The sequence below is a fragment of the Nocardioides perillae genome (genome assembly GCF_013409425.1).
GTDB classification, from domain to species: domain Bacteria; phylum Actinomycetota; class Actinomycetes; order Propionibacteriales; family Nocardioidaceae; genus Nocardioides; species Nocardioides perillae.
The window spans coordinates 3,079,897-3,106,063 of the sequence record NZ_JACCAC010000001.1 but is presented as its reverse complement, the minus strand read 5'-3'; the positions used below and the strand labels follow the sequence as shown (position 1 = coordinate 3,106,063).

27 protein-coding genes, 3 tRNA genes and 1 pseudogene are annotated in these 26,167 nt (G+C 74.2%); 15 read left to right on the top strand and 16 right to left on the bottom strand.

All coding sequences use genetic code 11. From position 1 onward, the window contains the following. Positions 1 to 4: 4 nt before the first annotated feature. Positions 5 to 154, bottom strand: a pseudogene (locus BJ989_RS17835) (ABC transporter substrate-binding protein); the annotation flags it as partial. A gap of 145 nt (positions 155 to 299) precedes the next feature. Here BJ989_RS17835 and BJ989_RS18395 point away from each other — a divergent pair. Beyond that, positions 300 to 434, top strand: coding sequence for a hypothetical protein (locus BJ989_RS18395; RefSeq protein ID WP_281363179.1), 135 nt, complete (start codon positions 300 to 302; stop codon positions 432 to 434). 94 nt (positions 435 to 528) lie between these two features. On the opposite strand, the gene BJ989_RS14535 is transcribed toward BJ989_RS18395, so the two are convergent. Beyond that, positions 529 to 611 (bottom strand) — tRNA-Leu (locus BJ989_RS14535). A 47-nt stretch (positions 612 to 658) separates the two neighbouring features. Further along, complete coding sequence (bcp, locus tag BJ989_RS14530; protein WP_179518805.1) at positions 659 to 1,141, bottom strand: thioredoxin-dependent thiol peroxidase; 483 nt, start codon at positions 1,139 to 1,141, stop codon at positions 659 to 661. Positions 1,142 to 1,288: 147 nt separating this feature from the next. Between bcp and BJ989_RS14525 the strand changes: the two genes are divergently transcribed. The 7 genes from BJ989_RS14525 to BJ989_RS14495 all read left to right on the top strand — a co-directional run bounded on the left by BJ989_RS14525 (position 1,289) and on the right by BJ989_RS14495 (position 7,000). After that, complete coding sequence (locus tag BJ989_RS14525) at positions 1,289 to 1,975, top strand: energy-coupling factor ABC transporter permease (RefSeq protein ID WP_179518804.1); 687 nt, start codon at positions 1,289 to 1,291, stop codon at positions 1,973 to 1,975. Beyond that, positions 1,972 to 2,319 carry a PDGLE domain-containing protein gene (locus tag BJ989_RS14520; RefSeq protein ID WP_179518803.1) on the top strand — a complete coding sequence of 116 codons (348 nt, stop codon included), beginning with the start codon at positions 1,972 to 1,974 and terminating at the stop codon, positions 2,317 to 2,319. Before BJ989_RS14525 ends, BJ989_RS14520 begins: the two co-directional genes overlap by 4 nt. Beyond that, positions 2,319 to 3,044 (top strand): cobalt ECF transporter T component CbiQ, encoded by a 726-nt coding sequence (gene cbiQ / locus BJ989_RS14515; protein WP_179518802.1) that lies wholly within the window; start codon positions 2,319 to 2,321, stop codon positions 3,042 to 3,044. The genes BJ989_RS14520 and cbiQ overlap by 1 nt, the downstream gene beginning before the upstream one ends. Beyond that, a complete protein-coding gene (locus BJ989_RS14510; RefSeq protein WP_179518801.1) occupies positions 3,041 to 3,796 on the top strand; it encodes an ATP-binding cassette domain-containing protein in 756 nt (251 codons plus the stop codon). Before cbiQ ends, BJ989_RS14510 begins: the two co-directional genes overlap by 4 nt. Beyond that, a complete protein-coding gene (locus BJ989_RS14505; RefSeq protein WP_179518800.1) occupies positions 3,793 to 4,047 on the top strand; it encodes a DUF3618 domain-containing protein in 255 nt (84 codons plus the stop codon). The genes BJ989_RS14510 and BJ989_RS14505 overlap by 4 nt, the downstream gene beginning before the upstream one ends. Before the next feature lie 16 nt (positions 4,048 to 4,063). Next, the gene (locus tag BJ989_RS14500) at positions 4,064 to 4,393 is read left to right on the top strand and encodes a GroES family chaperonin (protein WP_425490004.1); all 330 of its coding nucleotides are present in this window, start codon (positions 4,064 to 4,066) and stop codon (positions 4,391 to 4,393) included. Positions 4,394 to 4,474: 81 nt separating this feature from the next. Beyond that, positions 4,475 to 7,000: a penicillin acylase family protein gene (locus BJ989_RS14495; protein ID WP_246283448.1), complete on the top strand. Its 2,526-nt coding sequence runs from the start codon at positions 4,475 to 4,477 to the stop codon at positions 6,998 to 7,000. A gap of 91 nt (positions 7,001 to 7,091) precedes the next feature. On the opposite strand, the gene BJ989_RS14490 is transcribed toward BJ989_RS14495, so the two are convergent. Genes BJ989_RS14490 through BJ989_RS14465 form a run of 6 tightly spaced genes read right to left on the bottom strand, consistent with a single transcriptional unit; the run spans position 7,092 to position 13,982 of the window. Beyond that, on the bottom strand, positions 7,092 to 8,384 hold the full coding sequence (locus BJ989_RS14490) for an ABC transporter substrate-binding protein (protein WP_179518799.1): 1,293 nt from the start codon (positions 8,382 to 8,384) through the stop codon (positions 7,092 to 7,094). Positions 8,385 to 8,412: 28 nt separating this feature from the next. Further along, positions 8,413 to 9,621: a branched-chain amino acid ABC transporter permease gene (locus BJ989_RS14485; protein WP_246283447.1), complete on the bottom strand. Its 1,209-nt coding sequence runs from the start codon at positions 9,619 to 9,621 to the stop codon at positions 8,413 to 8,415. Further along, the gene (locus tag BJ989_RS14480; RefSeq protein ID WP_179518798.1) at positions 9,618 to 10,529 is read right to left on the bottom strand and encodes a branched-chain amino acid ABC transporter permease; all 912 of its coding nucleotides are present in this window, start codon (positions 10,527 to 10,529) and stop codon (positions 9,618 to 9,620) included. The genes BJ989_RS14485 and BJ989_RS14480 overlap by 4 nt, the downstream gene beginning before the upstream one ends. Next, a complete protein-coding gene (locus BJ989_RS14475) occupies positions 10,529 to 12,409 on the bottom strand; it encodes an AMP-binding protein (RefSeq protein WP_179518797.1) in 1,881 nt (626 codons plus the stop codon). The genes BJ989_RS14480 and BJ989_RS14475 overlap by 1 nt, the downstream gene beginning before the upstream one ends. Beyond that, positions 12,406 to 13,197, bottom strand: a complete 792-nt coding sequence (locus tag BJ989_RS14470) for an ABC transporter ATP-binding protein (RefSeq protein ID WP_179518796.1) — start codon at positions 13,195 to 13,197, stop codon at positions 12,406 to 12,408. Before BJ989_RS14470 ends, BJ989_RS14475 begins: the two co-directional genes overlap by 4 nt. Then, on the bottom strand, positions 13,194 to 13,982 hold the full coding sequence (locus BJ989_RS14465) for an ATP-binding cassette domain-containing protein (protein WP_179518795.1): 789 nt from the start codon (positions 13,980 to 13,982) through the stop codon (positions 13,194 to 13,196). The genes BJ989_RS14470 and BJ989_RS14465 overlap by 4 nt, the downstream gene beginning before the upstream one ends. A gap of 282 nt (positions 13,983 to 14,264) precedes the next feature. Between BJ989_RS14465 and BJ989_RS14460 the strand changes: the two genes are divergently transcribed. Together BJ989_RS14460 and BJ989_RS14455 are read left to right on the top strand one after the other, a co-directional pair. Further along, positions 14,265 to 15,527: a PucR family transcriptional regulator gene (locus BJ989_RS14460; RefSeq protein ID WP_179518794.1), complete on the top strand. Its 1,263-nt coding sequence runs from the start codon at positions 14,265 to 14,267 to the stop codon at positions 15,525 to 15,527. Between the two features lie 133 nt (positions 15,528 to 15,660). Then, positions 15,661 to 16,818, top strand: coding sequence for a SpoIIE family protein phosphatase (locus BJ989_RS14455; RefSeq protein WP_179518793.1), 1,158 nt, complete (start codon positions 15,661 to 15,663; stop codon positions 16,816 to 16,818). Between the two features lie 27 nt (positions 16,819 to 16,845). On the opposite strand, the gene BJ989_RS14450 is transcribed toward BJ989_RS14455, so the two are convergent. Further along, the gene (locus tag BJ989_RS14450) at positions 16,846 to 17,169 is read right to left on the bottom strand and encodes an STAS domain-containing protein (RefSeq protein ID WP_179518792.1); all 324 of its coding nucleotides are present in this window, start codon (positions 17,167 to 17,169) and stop codon (positions 16,846 to 16,848) included. A gap of 114 nt (positions 17,170 to 17,283) precedes the next feature. Here BJ989_RS14450 and BJ989_RS14445 point away from each other — a divergent pair, with 114 nt between their 5' ends. Genes BJ989_RS14445 through BJ989_RS14430 form a run of 4 tightly spaced genes read left to right on the top strand, consistent with a single transcriptional unit; the run spans position 17,284 to position 20,352 of the window. After that, positions 17,284 to 18,924 (top strand): SpoIIE family protein phosphatase, encoded by a 1,641-nt coding sequence (locus BJ989_RS14445; RefSeq protein WP_179518791.1) that lies wholly within the window; start codon positions 17,284 to 17,286, stop codon positions 18,922 to 18,924. A 60-nt stretch (positions 18,925 to 18,984) separates the two neighbouring features. After that, positions 18,985 to 19,353 carry a Rieske 2Fe-2S domain-containing protein gene (locus BJ989_RS14440; RefSeq protein ID WP_179518790.1) on the top strand — a complete coding sequence of 123 codons (369 nt, stop codon included), beginning with the start codon at positions 18,985 to 18,987 and terminating at the stop codon, positions 19,351 to 19,353. 7 nt (positions 19,354 to 19,360) lie between these two features. Further along, positions 19,361 to 20,086 carry a hypothetical protein gene (locus tag BJ989_RS14435; RefSeq protein ID WP_179518789.1) on the top strand — a complete coding sequence of 242 codons (726 nt, stop codon included), beginning with the start codon at positions 19,361 to 19,363 and terminating at the stop codon, positions 20,084 to 20,086. After that, a complete protein-coding gene (locus BJ989_RS14430) occupies positions 20,047 to 20,352 on the top strand; it encodes a hypothetical protein (protein WP_179518788.1) in 306 nt (101 codons plus the stop codon). Before BJ989_RS14435 ends, BJ989_RS14430 begins: the two co-directional genes overlap by 40 nt. Positions 20,353 to 20,402: 50 nt before the next feature. Here BJ989_RS14430 and BJ989_RS14425 read toward each other — a convergent pair. Beyond that, positions 20,403 to 20,475, bottom strand: a tRNA-Lys gene (locus tag BJ989_RS14425). 98 nt (positions 20,476 to 20,573) lie between these two features. Next, complete coding sequence (locus BJ989_RS14420) at positions 20,574 to 22,142, bottom strand: phytoene desaturase family protein (RefSeq protein WP_179518787.1); 1,569 nt, start codon at positions 22,140 to 22,142, stop codon at positions 20,574 to 20,576. Between the two features lie 62 nt (positions 22,143 to 22,204). Between BJ989_RS14420 and BJ989_RS14415 the strand changes: the two genes are divergently transcribed. Further along, positions 22,205 to 23,614 (top strand): ATP-binding protein, encoded by a 1,410-nt coding sequence (locus BJ989_RS14415; protein WP_179518786.1) that lies wholly within the window; start codon positions 22,205 to 22,207, stop codon positions 23,612 to 23,614. Positions 23,615 to 23,616: 2 nt separating this feature from the next. Here BJ989_RS14415 and BJ989_RS14410 read toward each other — a convergent pair whose 3' ends face one another. From BJ989_RS14410 to orn, 4 genes are all read right to left on the bottom strand, one after another. After that, positions 23,617 to 24,552: a methyl-accepting chemotaxis protein gene (locus BJ989_RS14410; protein ID WP_179518785.1), complete on the bottom strand. Its 936-nt coding sequence runs from the start codon at positions 24,550 to 24,552 to the stop codon at positions 23,617 to 23,619. Then, positions 24,552 to 25,091 (bottom strand): PAS domain-containing protein, encoded by a 540-nt coding sequence (locus tag BJ989_RS14405; protein ID WP_179518784.1) that lies wholly within the window; start codon positions 25,089 to 25,091, stop codon positions 24,552 to 24,554. The genes BJ989_RS14410 and BJ989_RS14405 overlap by 1 nt, the downstream gene beginning before the upstream one ends. Positions 25,092 to 25,308: 217 nt before the next feature. Further along, positions 25,309 to 25,384 (bottom strand) — tRNA-His (locus BJ989_RS14400). A 42-nt stretch (positions 25,385 to 25,426) separates the two neighbouring features. Continuing rightward, on the bottom strand, positions 25,427 to 26,149 hold the full coding sequence (gene orn, locus BJ989_RS14395) for an oligoribonuclease (protein ID WP_179518783.1): 723 nt from the start codon (positions 26,147 to 26,149) through the stop codon (positions 25,427 to 25,429). Between the last annotated feature and the right edge of the window lie 18 nt (positions 26,150 to 26,167).

The following is a 26,167-nucleotide window of genomic DNA, read 5'->3' as shown; positions in this document are numbered from 1 at the left end:
CCTCGGCGTCGAACTGCGTGCCGTCGTGGAAGGTCACGTCGTCGCGCAGCGTGAACGTCCACTCGGTGCCCTTCTCGTTGGAGGTCCAGTCGGTGGCCAGCTCGGGCACCACCTCGGCGCCGCCCGGCTCAATGCCCAGGAGGCCCTGGAACATCTGGCGGGTGACGCGGAAGGTCTCGCCGTCGGTGGCGTAGAGCGGGTCGAACATCTCGGGCGCGCCGGCGGCGCCGAAGGTGAAGGTCGACTCCGCGGAGCCACCACCGCCCTCCTCGTGCTCGGACTCGGCGCAGGCGGTCAGCGTGAGCGCCAGTGCGCCCACCGCCGCCGCCGCGGTCACGGTGCGGATCCTCTTCATCGAGCCCCTCTTCGTCCGAGGCCCGCTCCCGTCGGCGGGCCGTCCCGGTCGGTGTGACCTGGGTCTCACCAAGCTGTGACCGGCACCCCAGCGGCCTCTCGGGGCGGCGCGGCGCACGGCGACGTCACAGGCAGGTCACGAACGGGTCTCGACGACGATCGACGGGTCGAGGGTGCCGGAGGGGGGACTCGAACCCCCACGCCCTGCGGGCACAGGAACCTAAATCCTGCGTGTCTGCCAGTTCCACCACTCCGGCGGGCGCGTGCGCGCGGCGCCGATCCTACGAGCCGAGGCGGCGGGTGCTCAGGCCGCGTCGAGACCGAGGTCGCGGCGCAGCTTGGCGACGTGGCCGGTGGCCTTGACGGCGTACTGCGCCAGGGTGATCGTGCCCTCCTCGTCGACGACGAACGTCGAGCGGATCACGCCCTGCACGACCTTGCCGTACATCTTCTTCTCGCCGAAGGCGCCCCACGCCTGCATCGCCTGCTTGTCGGGGTCGGAGAGCAGCGTGATGCCCAGGCCCTCCTTCTCCCGGAACTTCGCCAGCGTGGCCGGCGAGTCCGGCGAGACGCCCACCACCTCGTAGCCCGCGGCTCGCAGCGACTCGAGGGACTCGGTGAAGTCGCAGGCCTGCTTTGTGCACCCCGGCGTCATCGCGGCGGGGTAGAAGTAGACGACCACCTTGCGCCCGCGCAGGCCGGCCAACGAGACGGTCGCGCCGGTGTCGTCGGCGAGGGTGAGGTCGGGGGCGGCGTCGCCGACGGAGAGGCGCGGGGTCTCGCTCACGGGTGGCTCCTGTCGTGTCCGGCTTGTTGCGAACTGTGTGCAACAACGTAGGGTGGGCGCCGGGCCGTCCGGTCCCGACGCGGCACCGGACAACCTACTGATCACCACCCACCCCGCGGCCGTCGGCCGCCGCCGCCAGGAGGCGCCATGCACGTGCCGGACGGGTTCCTCGATGCCTCGACCTCGATCGCCACGGGGGCGGTCGCGGTCGCGGCGGTCGGGGTCGCGCTGCGCAAGGCGCGCACGGAGCTCGACGACCGCACCGCCCCGATGGCCGGGCTGGTCGCGACCTTCGTGTTCGCCGCGCAGATGCTGAACTTCCCGGTCGGCGCGGGCACCAGCGGCCACCTCATGGGCGGTGCCCTCGCGGCCGTGCTGGTGGGGCCGTGGACGGGCCTGCTCTGCGTCAGCGTCGTGCTGCTGGTGCAGGCACTCCTCATGGCCGACGGCGGCATCACGGCGCTCGGCACCAACGTGGTGCTGATCGGCGTCGTGACCGTCGCCGTGGGGTGGGTGGTCTTCCGCGGGCTCGTGGCCGTGCTGCCCAAGCGCGCCGCCACCATCGCGCCGGCCGCCGCGGTCGGGGCCCTGCTGGGCGTGCCGGTGGCCGCAGGCGTCTTCACCGGCCTCTTCGCGGTCGGCGGGCTCGCGCCCGTCGACCTCGGCGACGTCCTGGTCGCGATGCTGGCGTGGCACACCGTGATCGGGGTCGGTGAGGCCGTCATCACCGGGCTGGTCGTCGGCTCGGTGGTCGCCGCCCGGCCCGACCTGGTCCACGGTGCCCGCCACCTGCTCCCCGCCCGCCCGCTCGAGATCCGGGAGGTGGCCGCGTGAGTCGCCGCGCCTTCTACGCCGTCGCGCTCCTCGTCAGCCTGCTGCTGGCCGGTGTCGTCAGCTCCTACGCCTCCTCCCACCCGGACGGCCTCGAGCACGTGGCCGAGCAGACCGGCTTCCTCGACAGCGCCGAGGACAGCCCGACCGCCGACAGCCCGCTCGCCGACTACTCCACCCGCGGCGTCGACGACGCGCGCGCCGGCACCGCGATCGCCGGCGTGGTCGGGGCCCTCGTGACGCTCCTCCTCACCGGCGGGCTGGCGCTCGGGCTCCGACGACGGCGCGGCGGCGCCACCGACGGCGCCACCGGCGGCGCCCCTGACGGCGACCTGGCGCGACGCTGATGGGGGCCGGGCACGGCCACCTGCTGCACTACCACGGGCACAGTCCCGTCCACCGGGCTCCCGCGCACCTCAAGCTCCTGGCGCTGGTCGTCTTCGCGCTGGTGGTCGTGGCCACCCCGCGGAGCGCGTGGCCCGCCTACGCGGCGTACGCCGTGGGGTTGCTCGCCGTCGTCGCCCTCAGCCGCGTGCCGCTCGGCTACCTCGCGCGCCGCATGGTGGTGGAGGTGCCGTTCGCGGTCTTCGCCGTGCTCATGCCCTTCGTCGCGACCGGGCCCCGCACCGAGGTGCTCGGGGTCGCGGTCTCGCAGCCGGGTCTCGACGCCGGCCTGGCGCTCCTCGTCAAGGGCAGCCTCGGGGTGCTCGCCTCGCTCACGCTCGCCGCGACCACCGAGGCCACCGACGTGCTGCGAGGGCTGCGCCGGCTGCGCGTGCCGGAGCTCGTCGTGCAGATCGCCGGCTTCATGGTGCGCTACCTCGAGGTGGTCACCGGCGAGATGGGCCGCATGCTCACCGCGATGCGCTCACGCGGGTGCGACCCGCGCTCGCCGCGCCACTGGCCGACGCTGGCGCGCTCGCTCGGGGCGCTCTTCGTGCGCTCCTACGAGCGCGGCGAGCGGGTGCACCTCGCGATGGTCTCCCGCGGCTACACCGGCACGCTCCCGACCGGCCTCGACCCGCGGTCGCGGGTCGGCGAGGGTCGCGCCCCCGGGGCGAGGGTCGCGTGAGCGCGCCCGTGCTCGACGTCCGGGGCCTGGCGTACGCCTACCCCGACGGCCACCAGGCGCTCTTCGGCGTCGACCTGCACGTGCACGCCGGTGAGCGGGTGGCGCTCCTCGGGCCCAACGGGGCCGGCAAGACGACGCTCGTGCTGCACCTCAACGGCATCCTCACCGCCGGTGCGGGCTCCGTGGCGGTGAGCGGGCTGCCGGTGACGAAGGCGAGCGTGGCGGAGGTCCGCCGTCGCGTCGGCGTGGTCTTCCAGGACCCCGACGACCAGCTCTTCATGCCCACGGTGCGCCAGGACGTCGCCTTCGGCCCTGCCAACGCCGGGCTCCGGGGCGCGGCGCTCGACCGCCGCGTGGAGGCGGCGCTCGAGCAGGTCGGCATGGCCGAGCACGTCGACCGCCCCCCGCACCACCTGTCCTTCGGCCAGCGCCGCCGCGTCGCGGTGGCGACCGTGCTGGCGATGGAGCCCGAGGTGCTGGTGCTCGACGAGCCGTCGTCCAACCTGGACCCCGCGTCGCGGCGCGAGCTCGCCGACATCCTGCGCTCGCTCGACGTGACGGTGCTGATGGTCACCCACGACCTGCCCTACGCCTTCGAGCTGTGCCCCCGCTCGGTCGTGCTCAGCGACGGCGTCGTGGTGGCCGACGGGTCGACCTTCGACGTGCTCACCGACGACGCCCTCATGCGCGCGCACCGCCTCGAGCTGCCCTTCGGCTTCGACCCCCGCACGATTGGTAGCCTTCCGGCGTGACCACCCCCGAGAAGGACCTCAAGGCGCTGGAGTCCGAGATCGAGGCGACGCGCGAGCGCCTGGCCGGCAACCTCGACCAGCTGCTGCACCGTGCGAGCCCGAAGACGATCGTGCGGCGCGAGGTGAGCTCGGTCCGGGGCTACTTCGTCGACGAGTCCGGCGCGCCGCGCACCGACCACGTCCTCAAGGTCGTGGGCGGGGTCGTCGGCTTCGTGGCGCTCCTCGTCGTGGTCCGCAAGGTCGCGTCCTGACCGTCGAGGGCCTCGCGTGAGCACCGCCGGGGGCGTCCCGGTCAAGATGCTGCACGACCGGCTGCTCGTCGAGGTCGACGACGAGGCCGGCGAGCGTCGCAGCTCGGGCGGCATCGTCATCCCGGCGACCGCCGCGATGGGTGCGCGCCGCCTGGCGTGGTCGCGCGTGGTGGCGTGCGGCCCCCACGTGCGCGCGGTCGAGGTGGGCGACCGCGTCCTCTTCGACCCGGAGGACAAGGCGGAGGTCGAGGTGCACGCCCACGTCTACGTCGTCATGCGCGAGCGCGACGTGCACGCCGTCGCGGCCGAGCGGGTCGCCGACGAGGGCGCAGGCCTTTACCTCTAGCCCCAGGGTCACGGACCCGTAACGTCGACCCTGCTCCGCAGTTGGCACAGGCAACCGTGTCCACCGTCACAGGAGCCCCCGTTGCGTCGTAGACCCCCCGTCCGCCGACCCGTCGCCGCCCTCGCGGCGCTGGCCGTCGGCGCCGCCCTCACCCCGGCGCTCGTGCCGGGCGCCACCTCGGCCGCTGTGCCGGCCCCGGTCACGGCGTCGACCACCGCGACGGCGGCGCCCACCCTCGCCGGCGCCGCCGCCGGCCCCGCCGCCGCGGTCGACCTCGACGGGCGCGCAGACGGGCGCGGTCCGCGCTACCGCGCCACCGTCACCCGCACCCGCCACGGCATCCCGCACATCACCGCGCGCACGTGGGGCTCGCTGGGCTACGGCTCCGGCTTCGCGACCGCCGAGACCCACATCTGCAACCTCGCCGACACGGTGCTGACCGGCCAGGGCCGACGCTCCCGCTGGTTCGGCGCGACGGCGCGCTACGACGACCAGGTCGCCATGAACGGCACCAACCTCCAGGTCGACACCCTCGCCGCCGACCTGCGCGCACGGAGGGTCGTCGAGCGGCTGCTGGCCGACCCCGTCAACGGTCCCGGCCGGGAGACGAAGGCGATGGTCGCGGGCTACGTCGCCGGCGTGGAGCGCTACCTGCGCAGCGTGGGCGGCCCGGCCGGCGTCCGCGACCCCGAGTGCCGCGGCGCGGCCTACCTGCGGCAGCGGGTCACCTCCGTCGACCTCTGGTACGGCGTGTACCTCGCCAACCTGCTCGCCTCCAGCGGCTTCCTGGTCAAGGAGATCGTCGAGGCCGACCCGCCCAGCCCCGACGACCCGGGGCTGCCGCAGGTGCCGCTCGCGGCCGACGTCGACCGCGAGGCCCTGCTGCGCGGTCTCGGCAAGGACCCCGAGGCCCCGTTCGGCTCCAACGCGACCGCCGCCGGCGCCGACGTCACGACCACGGGCCGCGGCATGGTGCTGGGCAACCCGCACTTCCCGTGGCGCGGGCGCTACAAGTTCGCTCAGCAGCACCTGACGATCCCGGGCCGCTACGACGTCGCCGGAGCCAGCCTCGTCGGCTCCCCGGTCGTCAACATCGGCTGGAACCGCGACGTGGCGTGGAGCCACACCGTCTCCACGGCCTACCGCTTCACGCCCTACGAGTTCCCGACCGTCGGTCCCGACACCATCCTGACCGAGAGCGGCCCGCAGCCGCTCGAGCGCCGCGTGGTGCGGATCCCGGTGAAGCAGGCCGACGGCTCGGTCACGACGGTCGAGGAGGACCTCTACCGCACGCCGGTCGGCTACGTGCTGGACGCGCCGGCGCTGCTCATGGGCTGGTCGCCCGCCAGCGTGTGGGCGGTGCGCGACGCCAACGCCGAGCACCTGCGCACCGTCGACACCTTCCACCTCATGGCGAAGGCCACGAGCGTGCGCAGCCTGCTGGCCGCGCAGGACCGCGGCGCCGGCATGCCGTGGGTCAACACGATCGCGGCCGACCGCCGCGGCGACGTCCTCTACGCCGACCACTCGGTCGTGCCGAACGTGCCCGACGACCTCGCCGCGGTCTGCACCACGCCCGTGGGCAAGGTGCTGCAGCAGGTCGCCGGGCTGCCGGGCCTCAACGGCGCCCTCGCCCAGAGCGCCTGCGCCTGGGGCGACGACGCCGACGCCGCGCGGCCCGGCATCTTCGGCTCCGCCAACCTTCCCGACGCGGTGCGCCGGGACTGGGTCGTCAACGCCAACGACTCCTACTGGCTGCCGAATCCCGCCCAGCCCCTCGAGGGCTTCGCCGGCATCATCGGCTGCGAGCGGTGCGAGCGCAGCCTGCGCACCCGGATGGTCTACCGCTACGTCCTCGACCGCCTCGCCGGCACCGACGGGCTCGCCCGCGGCCGTCGGGTGTCGCCCGAGACGCTGCGGGCCAGCCAGCACGAGAACCGCGTCTTCGGTGCCGAGCTGATGCGCGAGGGCGGTGACCTCGCGGCGGTCTGCGAGGCGGCCGAGGTGGGTCGGGCCTGCGACGTGCTCGCGGCCTGGGACGGTCGCTCCGACACGACGAGCCGGGGCAACCACCTCTTCGAGGAGTTCGTGCGCCGGCTGCCCACCGACGGCTCGATCTGGGAGGTGCCCTTCGACGCCGCCGACCCGGTCGGCACGCCGCGCGACCTCGACGAGGGCAACGCCGCTGTGGTCCAGGCGATGGCCGACGCCGTCGCCGAGCTGCGGGCCGCGCGGGTGCGGCTCGACGCCCCGTGGGGCAGCCTGCACGTCGCCGGCGACCGCGGCGCCCCGCCGCTGCCGATCGGCGGCGGTGAGGGCACGACGGGCAACGCCAACGTGACGGTGTCCCGCACGCCGCTGCGCAACCGCGACCGGCTCAGCCCGGTGACCTACGGCTCGTCGCACGTGCAGTCGGTCGCGTTCCGCCGCGACGGCTCGGTGCTGGCCCGCACCATCCTCACCTACGGGCAGTCCGAGGACCCCCGCTCGCCGTGGTCGACCGACCAGACGCGGCTCTTCGGTCAGGAGCGGTGGGTGACCTTCCCCTTCACGCCCCGCGAGGTGGCGCGCGCGCGGGTGAGCCGACGCGTCCTCAGCGGCTCCTGAGCCCGCCGGGTACGTCACGAGGCCCGCACTCCCCGGGTGGGGGAGTGCGGGCCTCGTCGTCGGTGCTGTGGTGCTGTGCGTGCGGGCCGGGTCAGCCCTCGAAGCACGCCCCTTCGAACTCGTAGGCCTCCGCGGTCGGGCCGGTGAAGAAGTCCTCGCGGATCGTCAGGCCGGCCGCGGCCTCGGGGTCGACGTCGCTCAGGACGGTCTGCTTGAAGATGTCGTTCTCACCGGTGCGGTCGCCCGCCTCCTCGGGCAGCATGCCCTCGAAGTCGACGGTCTCCAGGTTGCCGATGGCCTCGACCAGGCCCGCGCGGGTCTTGTCGTAGTCACCCTCGAGCCACTCCTCGAGCGCCGCCTTCAGCGGGTAGCTCCAGGCCCAGCCGGAGGTGTAGCCGTCGTTGGGCTGGTCGACCTCGCCGATGGCCTCGCGCATGGCGGCGTGGCCGTCGGTGTCGCTGCTGAAGCTGCCCCAGGGGCCGCTGTGGACGAACAGCTGCTCGAGCGCCGGCGCGGCCGGGCTCTGCAGGAGGGCGGGGTTCCAGGTCGGGGCGGTGCCGACGAACTGGCCGGTGTAGCCCTGCGCCGCGGCCTGGCCGACGATGACCGCGGTCTCCGTCGGGCCGACCGAGAGCAGCACCAGGTCGGGGTTCTCGCGCACGATCTGCGAGATGGCGCCGGCCTGGGCCTCCTGGCCCGGAGCGGTCTCGACGTTGGTGAAGTCGATGTTCCGCTCACCGGCGGCGATCTCGGCACCGGCTGCGGCGTCGCCGCCGAAGTCGCCGGGGTAGCCGACGGCCATGACGGAGGCGATGCCCTCGTTCTCGACGAAGTAGTCGACGACGTTCATGCCCTCCACGCAGTAGCTCGCGCCGGACTCGAGGATGTTGTCCTCGAAGCCCCACAGCGAGGTCCACGAGGCAGGGGCCCCGACGACGTCGTTGTTCTCCATCTGCGACAGGATCGCGAGGGTGGTGGGGGAGCCCAGGGTCTGCGCGAGCGCGAGCACGTCGGGCTCGATCTCGTTGTAGACCTGGGCGTGGGTCTCGGGGTTGTAGAGGTTGTCGCGGACGTACTCGGTGACGTCGATGTCGTAGCCGCCGATCCCGCCCTCCTCGTTGACCCGGGCCCAGAAGGCCTCCTGCGCCTCGGTGATCGGCACGCCCAGCGGGGCGAACGGACCCTGGGTGAGGTCGGAGATCGTGCCCAGGTAGATGCAGCCGTTGTCCTCGTTGACGGCCTCGGGGCACGGCTCCGAGGTGACACCGGGGGCGTCGACGCCCCCGGCCTCGCCACCGGAGTCCCCACCCCGGCAGCCCGTGGCCACCAGGGCCAGCACGGCGAGGCCGACGGCGCCGGCCCGCCTCTTGTTGCGCAACTCCACAGCTTCCTCCTTCGTGTGTCCGACCGGTTCAGTAGCTGAACGGCCAGCTCTTCCAGTAGGTGCGGATCCGCACCCAGATGCCGAACAGGCCCCGAGGCTCGAAGAGCAGGAACGCCACGATCAAGAGTCCGTAGAGGATCTGCTCGACCTGGAAGACGTTCGGCGTCTCCGTGACCTGACGACTGATCAACGGGATGTACTCGGGCAGCTCCCGGGTGAGGGTCGGGAGGAGCGAGATGAACAACGCCCCGGCGATCGTGCCGCCCACGGTGCCTGCACCGCCGATGAGGACCATCGCGATGAACTGCACCGAGAGCAGCAGGTTGAACGACGCGGGGTCGAAGAAGCCGGACACGCTGTAGAGCAGCGCGCCGGCGCACCCGGCGTAGAACGAGGAGATGGCGAAGGCCAGCAGCTTGGTGCGCGGCAGGTCGATGCCCATCATCTCGGCGGCCATGTCGCGGTCGCGCACGGCCGAGAAGGCCCGGCCGAGCCGGGAGCGCGCGATGTTGCGCGCGGCCAGCGCGAAGACGAGCAGCAGCGCGAACATCAGGAAGAAGAGCTGCTGGTCGCGGCTGAAGGCCTCGCCGCCCTGGCTGAGGTCGTAGCCCGCGACGACGGGCGTCGCGGCCTCGCGGCCCACGCCGGCGCCGCCGGTCAGGTCGCTCCACTCGCGGAAGACGTGCTCGCCGATGAAGACCAGGCCGAGCGTGACGATCGCCAGGTAGAGCCCGCGCAGGCGGGTGGCGAGCGGCGCGACGAGCACGCCGAAGAGGGCAGCGACGAGCCCGGCGGCGGGGAGCCACACCACCATCTCGGTGATGCCGAAGCCGATCGTGCGCCCCTCGGGGTCGCCCGAGATCGCCGCGGCGGTGTAGGCGCCCACACCGAGGAAGAAGGCGTGGCCCAGCGACACCTGACCGGCGAGGCCGGTGACGATGTTGAGGCCGAGCGCGCCGATGGCGAAGACGAAGGCGACCGCGAGCGTGCGCAGCAGCGCGTCCTCGAGGACGAAGGGCAGCACGAGCGCGACCAGCACGACCGCACCGACCGCGACCCGCTTGGGCCGGGTGTTGAAGAGCGCGAGCTCCTGCTCGTAGGAGCGGTAGAAGCCCGGCCGGCCGCGCAGGCTGCGCCCGCGTCCCGACGACGGGCCGGCGGGGCCGGCGGGCGCGGCGGTGGGGCCGTCGGCGGCGTGCGCGCCGGTGCCGTCGGTGCGGGGGGCCAGGGTGCTCATACGCGCCTCACCTCTGCGGTGCCGAAGATGCCGTAGGGCTTCGCCAGCAGCACCACGAGCATCAGCACGTAGGGCGACACGACGGCGAAGTTGTCGCCCAGCCAGGGGGCGAAGTCACGCTGGTAGGTGCCGACGAGGGACTCGACGACGCCGACGGCCAGGCCGCCCACGACGGCGCCCTCGAGCGAGTCGAGGCCGCCGAGGATGATCGCCGGCAGGGCGACGAGCGCCACGAGCCACAGCTGGCGGTCGACACCCGCGCCGGTCGCCAGGAGCGAGCCCGCGATGGCGGCCAGAGCGCCGGCCATGCCCCAGGAGAGGGCGAAGACGCCGCCCACGCTCACGCCCTGGGTCATCGCGGCCTCCTGGTCGAAGGCCGCCGCCCGCATCGCGAGGCCCCACCGGGTGCGCTGGAAGAACCAGAACAGCGCCGCGACCACGACGGCGACCGTGCCCATCATGACCAGGTGCCGGATCTGCACGTCGAGCCCCAGGAGCTCGACGCGGTCCAGGCCCCACGGGAAGCCGATCGGCCGGGCGCCGAGGCCGATGAAGCCGTTGACGACGACCCGCACGGCGATGTCGATGCCGATGGTGATGATGGCGACGGTGAAGACCGCCTTGCCGACCATCGGCCGGATCGCGAGCCGCTCCACCACGAGCGCGACGCCGGCGGTCAGGATCGCCGCGATGGTGACCGAGACGAAGAACGACAGGCCCGTGATGGCCAGGACGCCGATCGCCGGCGTGACGTAGCTGGTGATCACGGCCCCGGTCAGCATGAACGCCGGCTGGGCGAAGCTGATGACGGTGGTGGCCTTGTAGATGATGACGAAGGCGAGGGCCAGCAGGGCGTAGACCGAGCCGGTGCCTAGGCCGCGGACGAGGGACTCCAGCAGCTGCTCCATCAGGCCGCACCCCGTCCGTACATCCCGTCGACGAGGTCGGCGAAGGCGGTGGTGACCGCGGACCGCTTGACCTTCTGCGTGGCGGTGAGCTCGCCGTCCTCGTGGTCGAGCTCCTTGGGCAGCAGCCGGAAGGCCTTGACCTGCTCGACGCTGGCGAGGCGGGTGTTGACGTCGTCGACGACGCTCTTCACCAGGGCCTGGACCTCGGGCTTCTCGGTGAGGTCGCGGTAGGTGCTGTAGCCGAGCTGGCGGCGCTGTGCCCACTCGCCGACGGTGTCGAGCTCGATGCCGATGAGGGCCGTGAGGAACTTCTTGCCGTCGCCGACCACGATCGCCTCCTTCACGTAGGGGGAGGCCTTCAGCTCGTTCTCGATCATCGAGGGCGAGATGTTCTTGCCGCCGGCGGTGATGATGATGTCCTTCATCCGGTCGGTGATCTTGAGGTGCGTGCCCTCGACCCACTCGCCGACGTCGCCGGTGTGCAGCCACCCGTCGGCGGTGAGCACGGCGGCGGTGGCCTCGGGGTTGCGCCAGTAGCCGGCGAAGACGCCGGGGTGGCGGGTGAGGATCTCGCCGGTCTGCTCGTCGACCCGGACCTCGGTGCCGGGGTGGGCCTCGCCGACGGTGCCGAGGCGCACGCGTCCCGGCCGGTTGCCGGTCGCGACCGCGGTGTTCTCCGTCATGCCGTAGACCTCGTGCATCGGCACCCCGAGCCCCATGAAGTACTTCAGCACCTCGGGGGCCACCGGCGCGGCGCCCGAGGAGGCGTAGCGCACCCGGCGCATGCCGAGCCGCTCGCGCAGGGCGCGGTAGCAGAACAGCCACCCCACGGCGTACAGCAGCCGGGTCTTCGCGGTGTGCTCGCCGCCGGTGCGCACGAGGGTGTCGCCGATGCCGCCGGCGACCTTCAGCCAGAAGCGGGCGTTGGCGCGCTTGAGGCGGGTCGCCCCCGAGAGCCGGGTGTCGACGCTGGCGAGCAGCTTCTCCCAGATCCGCGGTACGCCGAACAGGATGGTCGGCTGCACCTCGCGGAGGTTCTGCGGGACCGTCTCGATCGACTCCGCGAAGTTCACCTGGGTGCCGGCAGCGGCGTTGAACCAGGTGGTGAAGATCCGCTCCGCGACGTGCGACAGCGGCAGGTAGGACAGGCTGAGGTCGTCCGGCCCGGGGGGCGGGTCGGTGAAGGCGCCCTCCTGCACCAGCACCTGGATGGCGAACTCCACGTTGCGCACCGTGAGCATCGCGCCCTTGGGCGGGCCGGTGGTGCCGGAGGTGTAGATCAGGGTCGCGAGGTCGTCGGGCTCGGCCGCGTCGGCGAGCTCGTCGACGGCGCCCGGGTGCTCGCGGCGGTGCGCCGCCCCGAGGGCGAGGAACTCCTCCCACGACATCAGGGCCTCGTGGTCGTAGCGCCCGCGGATGCCCCGCGGCTCCACGTAGACGATGGTGCGCAGGTCGGGGCACTGGTCGAGGACCTCGAGGGCCTTGTCGACCTGCTCCTGGTCCTCCGCGAGGAGCACCGTGGCGCCGGAGTTCTGCAGCAGGTAGGCGACCTCGGCGGCGGGGTTGGTGGGGTAGACCCCCACCGAGGCGGCCCGCACCGCGAGCGCGCCCATGTCGGTGATGAGCCACTCGGGGCGGTTCTCCGAGTGGATCGCCACCCGGTCACCCGGGGTGACCCCGAGCGCGAGCAGGGCGTGCCCGGCGAGCTGCACGTGCTCCCAGTAGTCGACCCAGGTCCACTCGCGCCACACGCCGAGGTGCTTGTCGCGCAGGGCGACGGCGTCGCCGCGGGTGCGGGCCTGCTCGCGGATGCGGGTGGCGGGGGTGCTGGTGGTGGGGGCCGTCGGGCCGCTGCGGACCCGGTCTGCTGTGGCGGTCACGTCGAGAGCTCCTCTCCCAGGTAGGCGCGGACCACGTCGGGGTGGCGCTGGACCTCGTCGGGGGTGCCCGTGGTGATCGGGGTGCCGAAGTCGACGACCATGACCCGGTCGGCGAGGTCCATCACCAGGCCCATGTCGTGCTCGACCATGATGATCGGCACGTCGAGCTCGTCGCGGATGTCGAGCACGAAGCGGGCGGTGTCCTCGGTCTCCTCGAGGTTCATGCCGGCGACCGGCTCGTCGAGGAGCAGCAGCTTCGGCTCCATCGCGAGGGCGCGGCCGAGCTCGACGCGCTTCTGCACGCCGTAGGGCAGCAGGCCGACGGGCAGCGCGCGCCAGGCCGCGAGCTCGAGGAAGTCGACGATCTCCTCGACCTTGCGGCGGTGCTCCACCTCCTGGCGCCGCGCGCGTCCCCACCAGGCGATCGCCGCGCCAGCGCCGTAGGAGATGTGCTGGTGGCGCCCGAGCATCATGTTGTCGATCAGCGTGAGGTGCTCGAAGAGCGCGATGTTCTGGAAGGTGCGCGAGACGCCGCGCGCCGCGATGTCGCTGGGCTTCTTGCCGAGCACGTCCTCGCCCAGGAAGCGCACGCTGCCCTGCTGGGGCTTGTAGACCCCCGAGATGACGTTGAACAGCGAGGTCTTGCCAGCGCCGTTGGGCCCGATCACCGCGAAGAGCTCACCGGGGCGGACCTCGAAGCTCACGCCGTTGACGGCCTTGACGCCCTTGAACGACAGGTGCACGTCGTCCAGCTCGAGCACCGGCGTGCCGGTGCGGTTCGCGCTCATGCCGACCACCGCTTCTTCCTCCGGTAGTGCTTGGTGTCGCGGAAGGACTTCCGGCCGTCCTCCCCGGGGTGCAGGCCGAGGTAGAACTCGCGGACGTCGTCGTCGGCGAGCAGCTCGGCCGCGGGCTTGTCGAGCACGACCCGCCCGGTCTCCATGACGTAGCCGTGGTGGGCGATCGAGAGCGCCATCGTGGCGTTCTGCTCGACCAGCAGCACCCCGGTGCCCTGGGCGTTGATCTCGACGACCACGTCGCGGATGGCCTCCACCATCAGCGGGGCCAGTCCGAGGCTGGGCTCGTCGAGCAGCAGGAAGCGGGGGTCGGACATCATGGCCCGGCCCATCGCCAGCATCTGCTGCTCGCCGCCGGAGAGGTAGCCGGCCGTCAGCGTGCGACGGTCGGCGAGCACCGGGAACAGCCCGTAGACCCGGTCGAGGTTGGCCGCCATCTTCGCGCGCGCCGTGTGGGCGCCGACCTTGAGGTTGTCCTCGATGCTCAGCTCGACGAAGACGCGGCGGCCCTCGAGCACCTGGCGCACGCCGCGGGAGACGATCTTCTCCGGCGGGGTGCGTCGCAGGTCGTCGTCGTCGAGGGTGACCGAGCCCTTGGTGACCTCGCCGTCGTGCAGGTCGAGCAGGCCGGTCAGGGCTCGCAGGAGGGTGGTCTTGCCGGCTCCGTTGGAGCCGAGCAGGGCGACGATCCTGCCGTCGGGGACCTGCAGGCTCACCCCGCGCAGGGCGAGCACGACGTCGTCGTAGACGACCTCGAGGTTGCGGGCGCTCAGCACCGGTTGACTCCTGCCGTTCAGGGGTGGGCGGGACGGGTGTGACGGTGCTCTCACTGAACAGCCGGGGTGTGGCACGTGTCACTGGTGAGCCGCACAGTCTTGGGGCCACGGCACCTGTGACCGCGTCACAAGGGCCTCCGGGTCCCGCCGGTCTCGACCGGCGTCCACGTCGCGGGCGCGTCGGTGGTGTGAGCGCGCTCACCCCGGCACACTGGGTGGCCCGGCCGTCGCGGCCGGGTGGGGCGGCGGGGCCGGGGGGCCCGCCTCGATCGGAGGATCCGCATGACAGCACTGCCGCAGGAGCGCGGGGCCGGGCGGGCGGGGGAGGACGTCCTCGCGGCCTGGGTGCGCGACCGCGCCGACGACATCGCGGCCCGCGCGACGGTCGCGATCTGGGAGGAGATCGAGGCGTACGCCGACCTCGCCGACCGCACCCTGCGTGCGGAGGTCGAGGCGCACTGCCGTCAGGTGTTCACCGCCTTCATCGCCACGGTGCAGGACCGCCGCGACCCCTCGCGGGCCGACTTCCCCTGGACCGGTCGGCACGCGATGCGACGCGTCGACCTCGGCATCACGCTGACCGACTTCATGAAGGCCTTCCGCATCGGCCAGATCTCGCTGTGGGACGAGGTCGTCGAGGCGGTCCGGGTGCACCCGGGCACCACCGACGCGGCGCTGACCGTCGCCGGTCAGCTCATGCGCACCATCGAGGCCGGCAGCACGGCCGCCGCCGAGGCCTACCTCGAGGCGCAGCAGTTCACGGTGGCCGACCACGCCCGCCTCGCCCGCGACCTGCTCGACGACCTGCTCGAGGGGCGCCCGCCGACGGTGCGGCCCCGTCTCGAGGCCTTGGCCGACGTCGGCATCGACGCGGCCTCGCGGCTCGTGGTCGCCGTGGGCTCCTACACGGTGCCGGGTGACGCCAGCGGCGACCGCAAGGCGCACGCGATGCTGCGCTCCGCCCTGACCAACCCCGGGCGGGGCCTGGTGGTGGTGCGCCACGACGAGGTGGTCGCGGTGCTCCCGGTCGAGCCGGGCCTCGACGCTGCCGAGGCGGAGGAGCGCGTGCTCGGCCGGGTGCGGGCCCAGGTGGCCTCGCTCGCCAGCCGCGGCGTCTACCCCAGCGTCGGCGTCTCGTCGGTGCGCGAGGGCTTCCTCGACGTGCCCGAGGCCTACGAGGAGGCGCGCCTGGCGCGCCGGTCGCTGCAGGGACGCTCGGGGGTCCAGGCGTTGTCGCGGATGTCGACGCTCGACTACCTCGTGCAGACCCACGACCGCTCGGCGCGCCGCCTCGTGCGGCCGGAGGTGCGGGCCTTCGTGCAGGAGGACCTCGCGAGCGGCAGCACCTTCACGGAGACGCTGCGCGCCTACGTCGCCGCCGACCTCAACGCCAAGATGGCGGCCGTGCAGCTGCACGTGCACCCCAACACCGTCTACTACCGCCTCGAGCGCATCGCCGAGCGGACCGGCTGCGACGTGCGCCGGGTCGAGGAGCTGATCGACCTGCTGCTCGCCGTCGGCCTGGTGCGCGGCAGCACCGACTGAGCGCTCCCTCAGGTCGCCCGGAGGTCTGCGCAAGAGGTCCGCAGCATTCGCGCGCACGCGTGTGCCGGCGCCGGGCGCCGGGTTGACTGGGGGAGGTCCGGCGCGCGCGTCCCGGTCCGGGAGGAGCGGCGAGGTGCAGGTGGGGACGGGGCTCGTGGCCCTCGTGGCCGACGACGACGCCGACGTGCGTGCGCTCCTCGTGCACCAGCTGCGGCGCTGGGGCTTCACCACCCACGAGGCGGTCGACGGCCACGAGGCGATCGCGGCCGTGACGCGCCTGTCGCCGCACCTGGTCCTGCTCGACGTGGACATGCCGGGCGCCGACGGCCTCACCGTCCTCGCGGCCGTGCGCCGCGAGCAGGCCGGCCGGCCGGTGCAGTCGGCCGTGCTCCTGGTGACCGCCCAGGCCTCGGGCGACGACGTCGCGCGAGGCCTGGCCGCGGGCGCCGACGACTACGTGCGCAAGCCCTTCCACCTCGGCGAGCTGCAGCAGCGGGTCAGCACCGCGGTCAGCCGCGCGCGGCGGCTCGCCGACCTCGAGTCGGTGCGCGCGGCCGTGCGCCAGCCCCGGGTGCCGTCGCGTCCGGGTCTCGACGTGGCCGCCACCTCGCGGCCGGTGGGCGGAGCGGGCGCGGGCGGCGACCTCATCGCGGTGGTCGACGCGCCCGACGGACACGTGGTGGCAGTCCTCGGCGACGCCATGGGCCACGGGCCCGCCGCGGCGGCGCACGCGACGTACACCCGGACGCTGCTGAGCAGCACCGCCCGCTTCGAGCCCGACCCCGGGCGGGTGCTCGCGCTCGCCAACAACGCCGTGCACGTCGACCCCGACCTCGCGCCGGGGCTCGAGACCGAGTTCGTCACCGCGTGCGTGGTCAGCGTCCAGCCCGCGACGGGTCTCTTCCGCTGGGCCTCCGCAGGGCACTCCGGCCCGTGGCAGGTCGAGGCCGGCGCCGTGACCCCCGGCGACCTCGACGCGGTGGTGGGCCCCCCGCTGGGCCTGGGCCTGCACACCGACTACCCCGTGCGCCACGGCTTCCTGCGCCCCGGCGGGCGCCTCCTGCTGCACTCCGACGCCCTCGCGGTGCGCACCCGGACAGGCGCGGACTTCCTCGACGACGTGCTGCCGGGGGTGCTGGCGCGCGGCAGCGACGACGTCGAGGCGCTGCTCGAGGAGGTCGCGGCCTCGCTGGCCGTGCACGACGACGGCCGGCACCCCGACGACACCAGCCTGCTGGTGCTCGGTCGGCCGCCCTGCCCGGTGGTCGAGCAACCGCTGCCCGGCGCCTGAGGCGCGCCGCGCGCGCCGCGGCGCCGGTCAGGCCTGGCTGTGCTGGGGGTCGCCCACCGGCACGCCGCAGATGGTGAGCACGCGGTGCGAGATGGTGCCCGGGGTCGCGACGAGCTGGAAGCCGGTGCCGGCCTGGTCGGCCGCGCGCACCGCCGTCACCAGCACGCTCACCGCGGCGCTGGGCAGGAAGGTGACGTCGCTCAGGTCGACGGTCACCGGCGGCGCGCCGGGCTCGACGAGGGTCGTGAGGGACTCGCGCAGGCGGGGTCCGGTGACCTCGTCGATGTCACCGGTCACGACCAGGGTGCGCCGACCGGCGTCGAAGTCGGCGGAGTAGGGCAGGTCCTCCATGCGCCACACCTTAGTAGGCGGGTGGGGGCCGGCACCCCCGGCCCACCCCGACGCGCTCGCAGGCACGCGCCGGGCGGGCGCGCGGGGGCCTCCTGAGGGCCTAGTGTCGGTGTCGTGGACACCCTCTTCGCGACCGCCGGGTCGCTGCGCGAGGCCTACGCCGCGGTCGCGTGGGAGCGCACGCCCCTGGGTGCGCCCGAGGGGTGGAGCCCCTGCCTGCGGCAGTCGGTGCGCACGGTGCTCGACTCCCGCTTCCCCATGACGCTGATGTGGGGGCCCCAGTTCGTCCTCGTCTACAACGAGGCCTACGTCGAGCTCATCGGCGACAAGCACCCGGCCGCGCTCGGGGCCACGAGCCGCGAGGTCTTCCCGGAGGCCTGGGAGCAGATCGGGCCGTGGATGTCGGACGTGCTCACCACCGGCGAGGGGCACTACGTCGAGGACGCGCTGGTGCCGCTGGAGCGCCACGGCTTCCTCGAGGAGTGCTACTTCACCTTCTCCTACTCCGCGGTGCGCTCGTCGGGTGGCGTCGTGGAGGGGGTCCTCGACATCGCAGCCGAGACCACGCCACGGGTGGTCGAGCGGCGGCGTCAGCAGGTGGTCGCCGAGCTGGCCTACGAGCTCGGTGCGGTCGACACGCTCGAGGAGGTGCCGGCGGTGGTCGCCCGGGTGGTCGCCGAGTCGGTCTCGCCGGACCTGTCGGCGGCCGCCCTGCGGCTCCCGCAGCTCGCGCCCGGTCCCGGTCACCGTGAACCCTCCGACGGCCTGCCGCCCACGCCGGACGACCTGCTGCCGGCCCTCGACCCGTTGGTCGTGCGCGACGACGAGGGGGAGGGCGCCACCGGCTTCCTCGTGCTCCCGGCGGGCCGCCTCGGCCGGGACCGCGCGGTGCTCGTCGCCCGGCTCGGCGGCGGCCGGGCGCCCGACGCGGCGTACCGCTCGTTCCTGCGGCAGGTCGGCGGCGTCGTCGACCAGGCGGTCGAGCGGATGCGCGTCGTCGCTGCGGAGCGGGAGGTGGCGCGCCGCGAGCGCGGGCTCTCGGAAGCGCTGCAGCGCAGCCTGCTCACCGACCTCCCCGAGGTCGAGGGCCTCGACCTCGCGGTGCGCTACGTGCCTGCCGCCGAGGTGGCCTTCGTCGGCGGCGACTGGTACGACGCGTTCCCGACGCCCGACGGGTCGCTCGCGGTGGTCATCGGCGACGTCGCCGGTCACGACCGCGACGCCGCGGCCGCGATGGGACAGGCGCGCAACCTGCTCCGCGGCATCGCCTACGCCGTGCCGGGCGGGCCGGGCGCGGTGCTCACGACCTTCGACGAGGTCTTCGAGCGCCTGGCCGTCTCCAGCGTCGCGACGGTGGTGCTGGGCCACGTGACGCGGCACGGCGACGGTGGTGCCACGCTGTGCTGGGCCAACGCCGGGCACCCACCGCCCGTGCTGGTCTCCTCCGACGGCTCGGCGCGGCTGCTCGAGGTCGGGGTCGACCCGCTCCTCGGGCTCGCGCCCGGCCGGGAGCGCTCCGACCACGAGGTCCGGCTCGAGCCGGGCAGCACCCTGGTCCTCTACACCGACGGCCTGGTGGAGCGGCGCGGCGTCGGGCTCGACCTGGGGCTGGCGTGGCTGGTGGGCCAGCTCGACGCGGCCGGCGCGACGGCGGGCACGACGACGGCAGAGGACGTCTGCGAGCTGCTGGCCACCGCGGTCCCGGCGCAGGCCGAGGACGACATCGCGCTGCTGGTCCTGCGCGTCCCGGGCTGAGACCGGGGTACCTCCACGAGCGGGTGCCCGACCGTCGGGCCCCGCTGCTGAGGAGGACCCGTGGCCCGTCGCCCCCGCACCGTCCCCGCACGTGAGCTGCCGCCCGGGGCGGTGCGCCGCGCCGGCCCCTGGGCGGTCGGCAACCGCGACGGCGAGCTGTTCGCCGTCTCGCGCCGCTGCCGACACCAGCTCGCCGACCTCTCCGAGGGCCACGTCGACGCCGACGGCTGCCTGGTCTGCCCGTGGCACCAGAGCCGCTACGACGTCGAGACCGGCGAGATGGTGCAGGGCCCGCGCGGGTTCCTCGGCTACCACGGCCCCGCCCCTGGCTACGCCGCGTTCGTCCGGTCCTACAGCAAGGTGCTGCGGCTGCGGGTCGCCCGGGCGCTGCGCCGCGGCGACGAGGTGGTCGTCGAGCGTCGGGGCTGAGCGCCCCGTGCCCGAGCTGCTCGTCGTCGGTGGCGCCCTGGTGGTGCTGCTGACCTTCGTCGACGCCTTCGCGACGACGCTCGCGGTCTCCCGCGGGGCCGGGCCGTTGACCCGCACCGTGCTGGCCGTGCTGTGGCGCGCCGCCCTGCGCGTGCACCGTCGCGACCGGGAGGGCGGCTGGCTGGTCGCCGGGGGACCGGTGCTGCTGGTCACGACGGTCGGGCTGTGGGTGGGTGCCCTCTGGACGGGGTGGACCCTGGTCTTCCACGGCTCGCAGGCCGTGGTCACCTCGACCGGTGGGCGGCCGGCCGGGCTCGCGGACGTCGTCTACTCAACCGGGTTCACGGTCTTCACCCTCGGGACCGGAGACTTCGTCGCCGCGACCCCGGGGTGGCGGGTCGTGATGGCGGTCGCGACCTTCTCCGGCCTCTTCCTCGTCACCCTCGCCATCACCTACCTCATCTCGGTGGTCGCCGCGGTGGTGGCCCGTCGGGTGGTCGCCGTGCAGGTGCACGGCCTCGGCGACTCCCCGGCGGAGATCGTGGCGCGCGGGTGGACCGGCGAGGGCTTCGGCAGCATGTTCCAGCAGCAGCTGGTGTCGTTGTCGACCGCGGTGGCGACCTCGGCCGAGCAGCACTGGCCTACCCCGTGCTGCACTACTTCCACTCCGGGACCCGCGGCCTGGCCGCGCCCGTGGCCGTCGCGCACCTCGACGACGCGCTCACCACCATGACCGCGATGGCGCCCGAGCACCGGCCCGAGGCCAGCGCGGTCGACCCCCTGCGCTCGGCGGTCGAGCGCTACCTCGCCACCGCCGCCGGCACCGCCTGGATGCCCGACGTGGAGGTGCCCGCACCGCCGAGCACCGCGGGCCTGCGCGAGGCCGGCGTCCCGGTCGACGACGACGCGGTGCGCAAGGTCGCGGAGCGCGAGCGCGAGCGGCGGGCCTGCCTGAGGCGGTTGGTCGTCAGCGACGGCTGGGCCTGGCACGGCTGCTGACGCGACGAGGGCCAGGACGCGTGGTGCGTCCTGGCCCTCGTCGTGTGCGGTACGCCATCAGGGACTCGAACCCCGAACCCGCTGATTAAGAGTCAGCTGCTCTGCCAATTGAGCTAATGGCGCGCGGTGAAGCGTCCGCAACACTAGCAGCCGGTGGCGGTCGGTCGAAATCGGACGGTCGACCTGCGACGGTGGCGTGCCTCACCCCGACCCGTTCGGTCTCAGCGGGACTCGAGCACCGCCATCGCCGCACTGTGGCCGCCGAGACCGCTGACGGCGCCGCCGCGCCGAGACCCCGAGCCGCACAGCAGCACCGACGGCGTGTCGGTCGCGACGCCCCAGCGCCGGGCGGGGGTGTCGAGCAGGGCGCGCTGGCTCGCCCACGGCCAGTCGAGGTCGCCGTGGAAGATGTGGCCGCCCGGCATCGCGAGGTCGGCCTCCACGTCCTGCGGGATCTTCGCCTCCAGGCACGGTCGGCCCTCGGCGTCGGTCGCCAGGCAGTCCGCGATCGGCTCCTCGAGGTGCTCGTCGAGGGAGGCGAGGGCGCGGCGCACGGCCTCGGCCTTCGTCGCCTCGCGGTCGCCGTCGAAGAGCGACGCGGGCGTGTGCAGCCCGAAGTAGGTGAGCGTGTGGGTGCCCTCGGGTGCGTCGCCGAGGATGCTGGGGTCGGTCAGCGAGTGGCAGTAGACCTCGCCCGGCAACCGCGCCGGCAAGCGGCCCGCCTCCGCGTCGGCGCGGGCGGCCTCGAGCGCGGAGAGCTCCTCGCCGAGGTGCAGCGTGCCGGCGAAGGCGACGGTCGGGTCGACGCCCGAGCGCAGCCGGGGCAGCCGGCGCAGCAGCATGTTGATCTTCAGCTGCGAGCCCTCCGGCTTGGTGGCGGGGTCCTCGGGCTCGCCGAGCAGGATGCGCAGCACCCAGGGGGCCACCCCGCTCAGCACGTGCCGCGCCGCCACCGTGCGGGTGCCGTCGCCGTCGTGCCAGGTCACCTCGGCGCCGTCGTCACCCGCGACGATGCGGGACACGCCGGCACCGGTGAGCACGGTGGCGCCTGCCTCGACGGCCCGCGCGGCCAGCGCGTCGGTGAGCGCGCCCATCCCGCCGACGGGCACCCGCCACTCGCCGGTGCCGTTGCCGACGAGGTGGTAGAGGAAGCAGCGGTTCTGCACCAGCGAGGGGTCGTGCAGCGAGGCCGTCGTGCCGATGAGGCCGTCGGTGGCCACCACGCCGCGCACGGTGTCGTCGCGGAAGCGGCGCACGACGGCGTCGCCGAGCGGGCGCTGCACGACGTCCTCCCAGACCTGCGGGTCGACGCGGTCGCGCAGCTCCTGCTCACGCGGCAGCGGCTGCAGCAGGGTGGGGGCGACGACCTCGGCCAGGCCCTGCACGCCGGCGTAGAAGTCGCGCCAGGCGTCGTGCTCGTCGTCGGAGCCGGTCAGGGCCCGGAAGGACGCGCGGGTCGCCTCGCCCTCCTCGTGCTCGACGAGCAGGCCGCCGGCGCGGCCGTCGCGCACGACCGGGGTGTACGACGCGGTGCGGCGCGAGACGAGCCGCACGTCGAGGTCGAGCTCGCGCAGCAGCTCCTCGGGCATGACGCTGACCAGGTAGGAGTAGCGCGACAGCCGCACGGGGTGCCCGGCGAAGGCCTGCGACGACACCGCCGCGCCGCCGGTGCGCGGCAGCCGCTCGAGCACGAGCGTGCGCAGCCCCGACCGGGCTAGATAGGTGGCGGCGGTGAGGCCGTTGTGGCCGCCGCCGACCACCACGACGTCGTAGCGTGACTGCTCCGTCATCCGGCCAACCTAGCGCCCAGCAGCGCCCCGGCCGGCTCCGCCCGCGCCCGGAGGTGCCGTCCGTGGGAGCACTACCCGCCTGGGCCGTCGTGGCCGTGCTCGCGCTGCTCCTCGGGCTCGCCGTGGTGGCGACCGGGGCCCGGGCGCTGTCCCGTGCGCTGCGCCGGCTGCGCTCGGCCACCGCGGAGGCGGACGCCGCGCGCGAGCGGGCCGAGCGGCTGCTCGCGTGCAGCGCCGGCACGGCCATCCTCGCCTGCGACGTCGACGGCACCGTCCAGCTCGCCAACCCGGGGGCGGTCGACGCCTTCGGGCACCCGGCCGCCGACCTGGTCGGGCGCTCGGTGGCCTTCGTCGTCGCCCCCGGCGAGCTCGCCGACCAGGCCGCCGCGCTGGGCACGACCCCTGACCTGCGCTCGGTGCTCGCGGCCTGCGCGCGCACACCCGGCGCCCGGCGCGAGTGGATCCTGCGCCGTGCCGACGGCGAGGCACGGGTGCACGCGGTGGCGGTGGCGCCCATGACCGGCGCCGCCGGCCGCCTCGTCGGCTTCGTCGTCACCACCGACGACGTCACCGACCGGGTCCGGGCCGAGGAGGCCCGGGTGCTCGCCTACCTCGCCGAGCACGAGGCGGCGCGGCGGCTGCGCGAGGCCGACGGCGTGAAGGACACGCTGGTGGCCACCGTGAGCCACGAGCTGCGCACCCCCATCACCAACATCACCGGCTTCACCGAGATGCTCGCGGAGGGCGACTTCGGCGAGCTCACCGCAGCGCAGGCCTCCGCCGTGCAGCGCATCACCGACAACAGCCGGCGCCTGCTCGCCCTGGTCGACGACCTGCTCGCGCTCGCCCGGCTCGAGGCCGGACTCGTCAGCCCCGAGACGCGGCTGCTCGACCTGCGCGTGGTGGTCGAGGAGGCGGCTGCCGCGAGCCGCACCGCGCTGCGCGGGCGCGGCCCCGCGGTCCGGCTCGACGTCGGCCTGGCCTCGTCCTGGGTGGAGGGCGACCCCGAGGCGCTGCGCGAGGTCGTCGTCGCGCTGCTCGACAACGCCGCGAAGTTCACGCCCGGCGACGACCCCGTGGTGGTGCGCCTCGCGACCGCCGGTGACGAGGTCGTGCTCACCGTGGCCGACCGCGGCCTGGGCATCCCGGCCGACGAGGTCGCGCGGGTGACGGAGCGCTTCTTCCGCGCCCGCAACGCCTGGGACCGAGCGGTGCAGGGCACCGGCCTCGGCCTCGCGGTCGTCGCCGCGCAGGTCGCCCGCCACGCCGGGCGGGTGGAGGTCGCCTCCGTCGAGGGGGAGGGCACCACCGTGGCCGTGGTCCTGCCCCGCGCGGCGGGGCCGACCGGCACCCCGGCCGGCCGGGGTGACGGGCCGGGCGCCGCGGGGGTCCCCGTGGCGCCCGACCACCCGGCGTACACCGCGGCGGCAGGGGACTTCGAGGTCCCCCACGCGCCGCGGCACCGGGCCTGAGGTCAGTCCCGCATCTCGCCGAGGAAGTCGCGGACCTGGTCGCGCAGGTGCCCGGCAGCCCGCGTCATGCCCTGCTTCTCCTGCGTGCCGTCGACCGCGGCCGCCACGACGCCGACCATGTCGGTCATCGTCGTCACCGTGCTGCCGACACCCGACATCACCTGCACGGCGTCGGTGCTCGCCGCCTGGATCTCGTGCACCTGAGCGGAGACCCGCTGGGTCGCCTCGGAGGTCTGCGTCGCGAGGTCCTTCACCTCGGCCGCGACCACGGCGAAGCCCTTGCCGGCCTCGCCGACGCGCGCGGCCTCGATGGTGGCGTTGAGCGCGAGCAGCCGGGTCTGCGCGGCGATCGTGTCGATGAGGCGGGCGACGTCCTGGATGGCCGACGACGACTCCGAGAGCGAGTCGACGGTCTCGCGGGCCCGACGCACCTCGTCCGCGACCTCGTGCGCGGACCGGCTCAGGGTGCCGGTCGTCCCGCTGACCTCGTCGGCGGCGCCGACGACGTCCTGGGTGAGGGTGAGCACGACCGACTCGAAGCGGTCGGCGAGCTGCTGGCGCTCGCCGGCGGCCTCGGCCACCTGGCCCGCCGCCGCCTCCATCGCGGCCGACCCGCGGTTGATCTCCGCGGCGCCGGTGCGGAAGGAGCCCGGCATGCCCACCTCGACGAAGCTGCGGTGGAAGCGGCCCTCGGCCGCAGCCACGAGCGAGGCACCGGCCTCGCGCACGAAGGCGTCGGTGAGGTCGAGGGTGCGGTTGGTCGCGTGGCGCAGGGCGGTCAGGGCCGGCAGCCCCTCGATGCCGGGCACGTGGCGCACGCGCGCCTCCAGGTCGCCCTGGCCGGCCGCCGTCAGCGCCCGCAGCACCTCGTCGGCGAAGGCGCGGTGCACGGCCAGCTCGTCGGTCGCGGCGGCGCCGCGACGGGGTGCGGCCGCCATCACGCGGCCTGCTTCTCGAGCAGGGACCAGACCCACCGGTCGTACGTCGTGCCCGACTCGCCCAGCGCGGCGTGCAGCTCGGCGGTGCCGGCCGCGGTGGCCGCCCGGCCGCCGGACTCGCGGCGCTCGGCGACGAGCAGCCGGTCGTAGAGCCGCTGCACCCGCTCGATGGTGCGGGGGCTGACGCTGCGCCGGTTGGAGTGGTAGCCGGTGACGGCGCCGCTGCGGTCGCGCGTCGGCGTGACGTGGGCGAAGACCCAGTAGTGGTCGCCGTTGGCGCAGAGGTTCACGACGTAGGCGAAGAGCTCCTCGCCGCTCTGCAGCGTCTCCCACAGCAGCCCGAAGACCGCGCGGGGCATGGACGGGTGGCGGATGATGTTGTGCGGCTTGCCGAGGAGGTCGGCCTCCTCGTAGCCGCTGATGTCGACGAAGAGGTCGTTGACGTAGGTGAGGTGGCCGCGCAGGTCGGTCTTGCTGACGATGATCTCGTCGTCACCGAGCACGCGCGCGCGTCCCGTGGGGACGATGGTCTGGCTCATGGGGGCAGGGCCTCCGGTCAGGGGGGTCGGGGGTCCCGTCCGGGGGGTGACGGGTTCCTCGCCAGGATCGACGCCCCACCCGCGTGGGTGAGCCCGCACGCGCACGTCGGGACCGTCGGCGGCCCACCTCGGGGCGATCGGCCCGCGGGAGCGGGTCGAAGGTCCCGCCGACGCACGAGGGCCCCGTCCGCGGCAGCGGACGGGGCCCTCGGTGACGTGGGGTGAGCGACGGGACTCGAACCCGCGACCCTCGCGACCACAACGCGATGCTCTACCAGCTGAGCTACGCCCACCACGGCGCGACGGAGACCGTCACGACGGGGAGGACCATACCGTCACTCGGGCCGGGGCGCCGCATCGGGGGCGGGCTGCTCGGTCGCCGCGTCGCCGGTGGCGGACTCGCTGGCCGACGCGGTGGCGGACGCGGCAGGCGACGGAGCGGGGGCGGGGCCCAGCCCGGTCAGCGACCCACCGTGCTTCTCGGCCACGACCCGCGAGGCGGCGGAGTCGGGCCCGGGGGAGGGCACGAAGACGGCCTCGCGGTAGTAGCGCAGCTCCTCGATGCTCTCCTGGATGTCGGCCAGCGCCCGATGGTTGCCGCGCTTCGCCGGTGCCTGGAAGTAGGCCCGCGGGAACCACCGACGGGCCAGCTCCTTGATCGAGCTGACGTCGACGATGCGGTAGTGCAGGAACGACTCCAGCTCCGGCATGTCCCGGGCGAGGAAGGAGCGGTCGGTGGCGACGGTGTTGCCGGCGAGCGGCGGGCGGCTGCCGTCGGGGCAGTGCTCGCGCACGTAGGCCAGCACCTGCGCCTCGGCCTCGGCGAGCGTGACGCCCTGCTCCAGCTCCGGCAGCAGCCCGGAGGTCTCGTGCATCGACCGGACGAAGTCGCCCATCTGCTCCAGGGCCTCGGCGGGCGGGCGGACCACCACGTCGACCCCCTCGCCGAGCACGTTGAGGTCGAAGTCGGTGACGAGGGCGGCGACCTCGATCAGCGCGTCGGCGCCGAGGTCGAGACCGGTCATCTCGCAGTCGATCCACACGAGTCGTTCGTTCACGAGGCGCCACCCTACGCT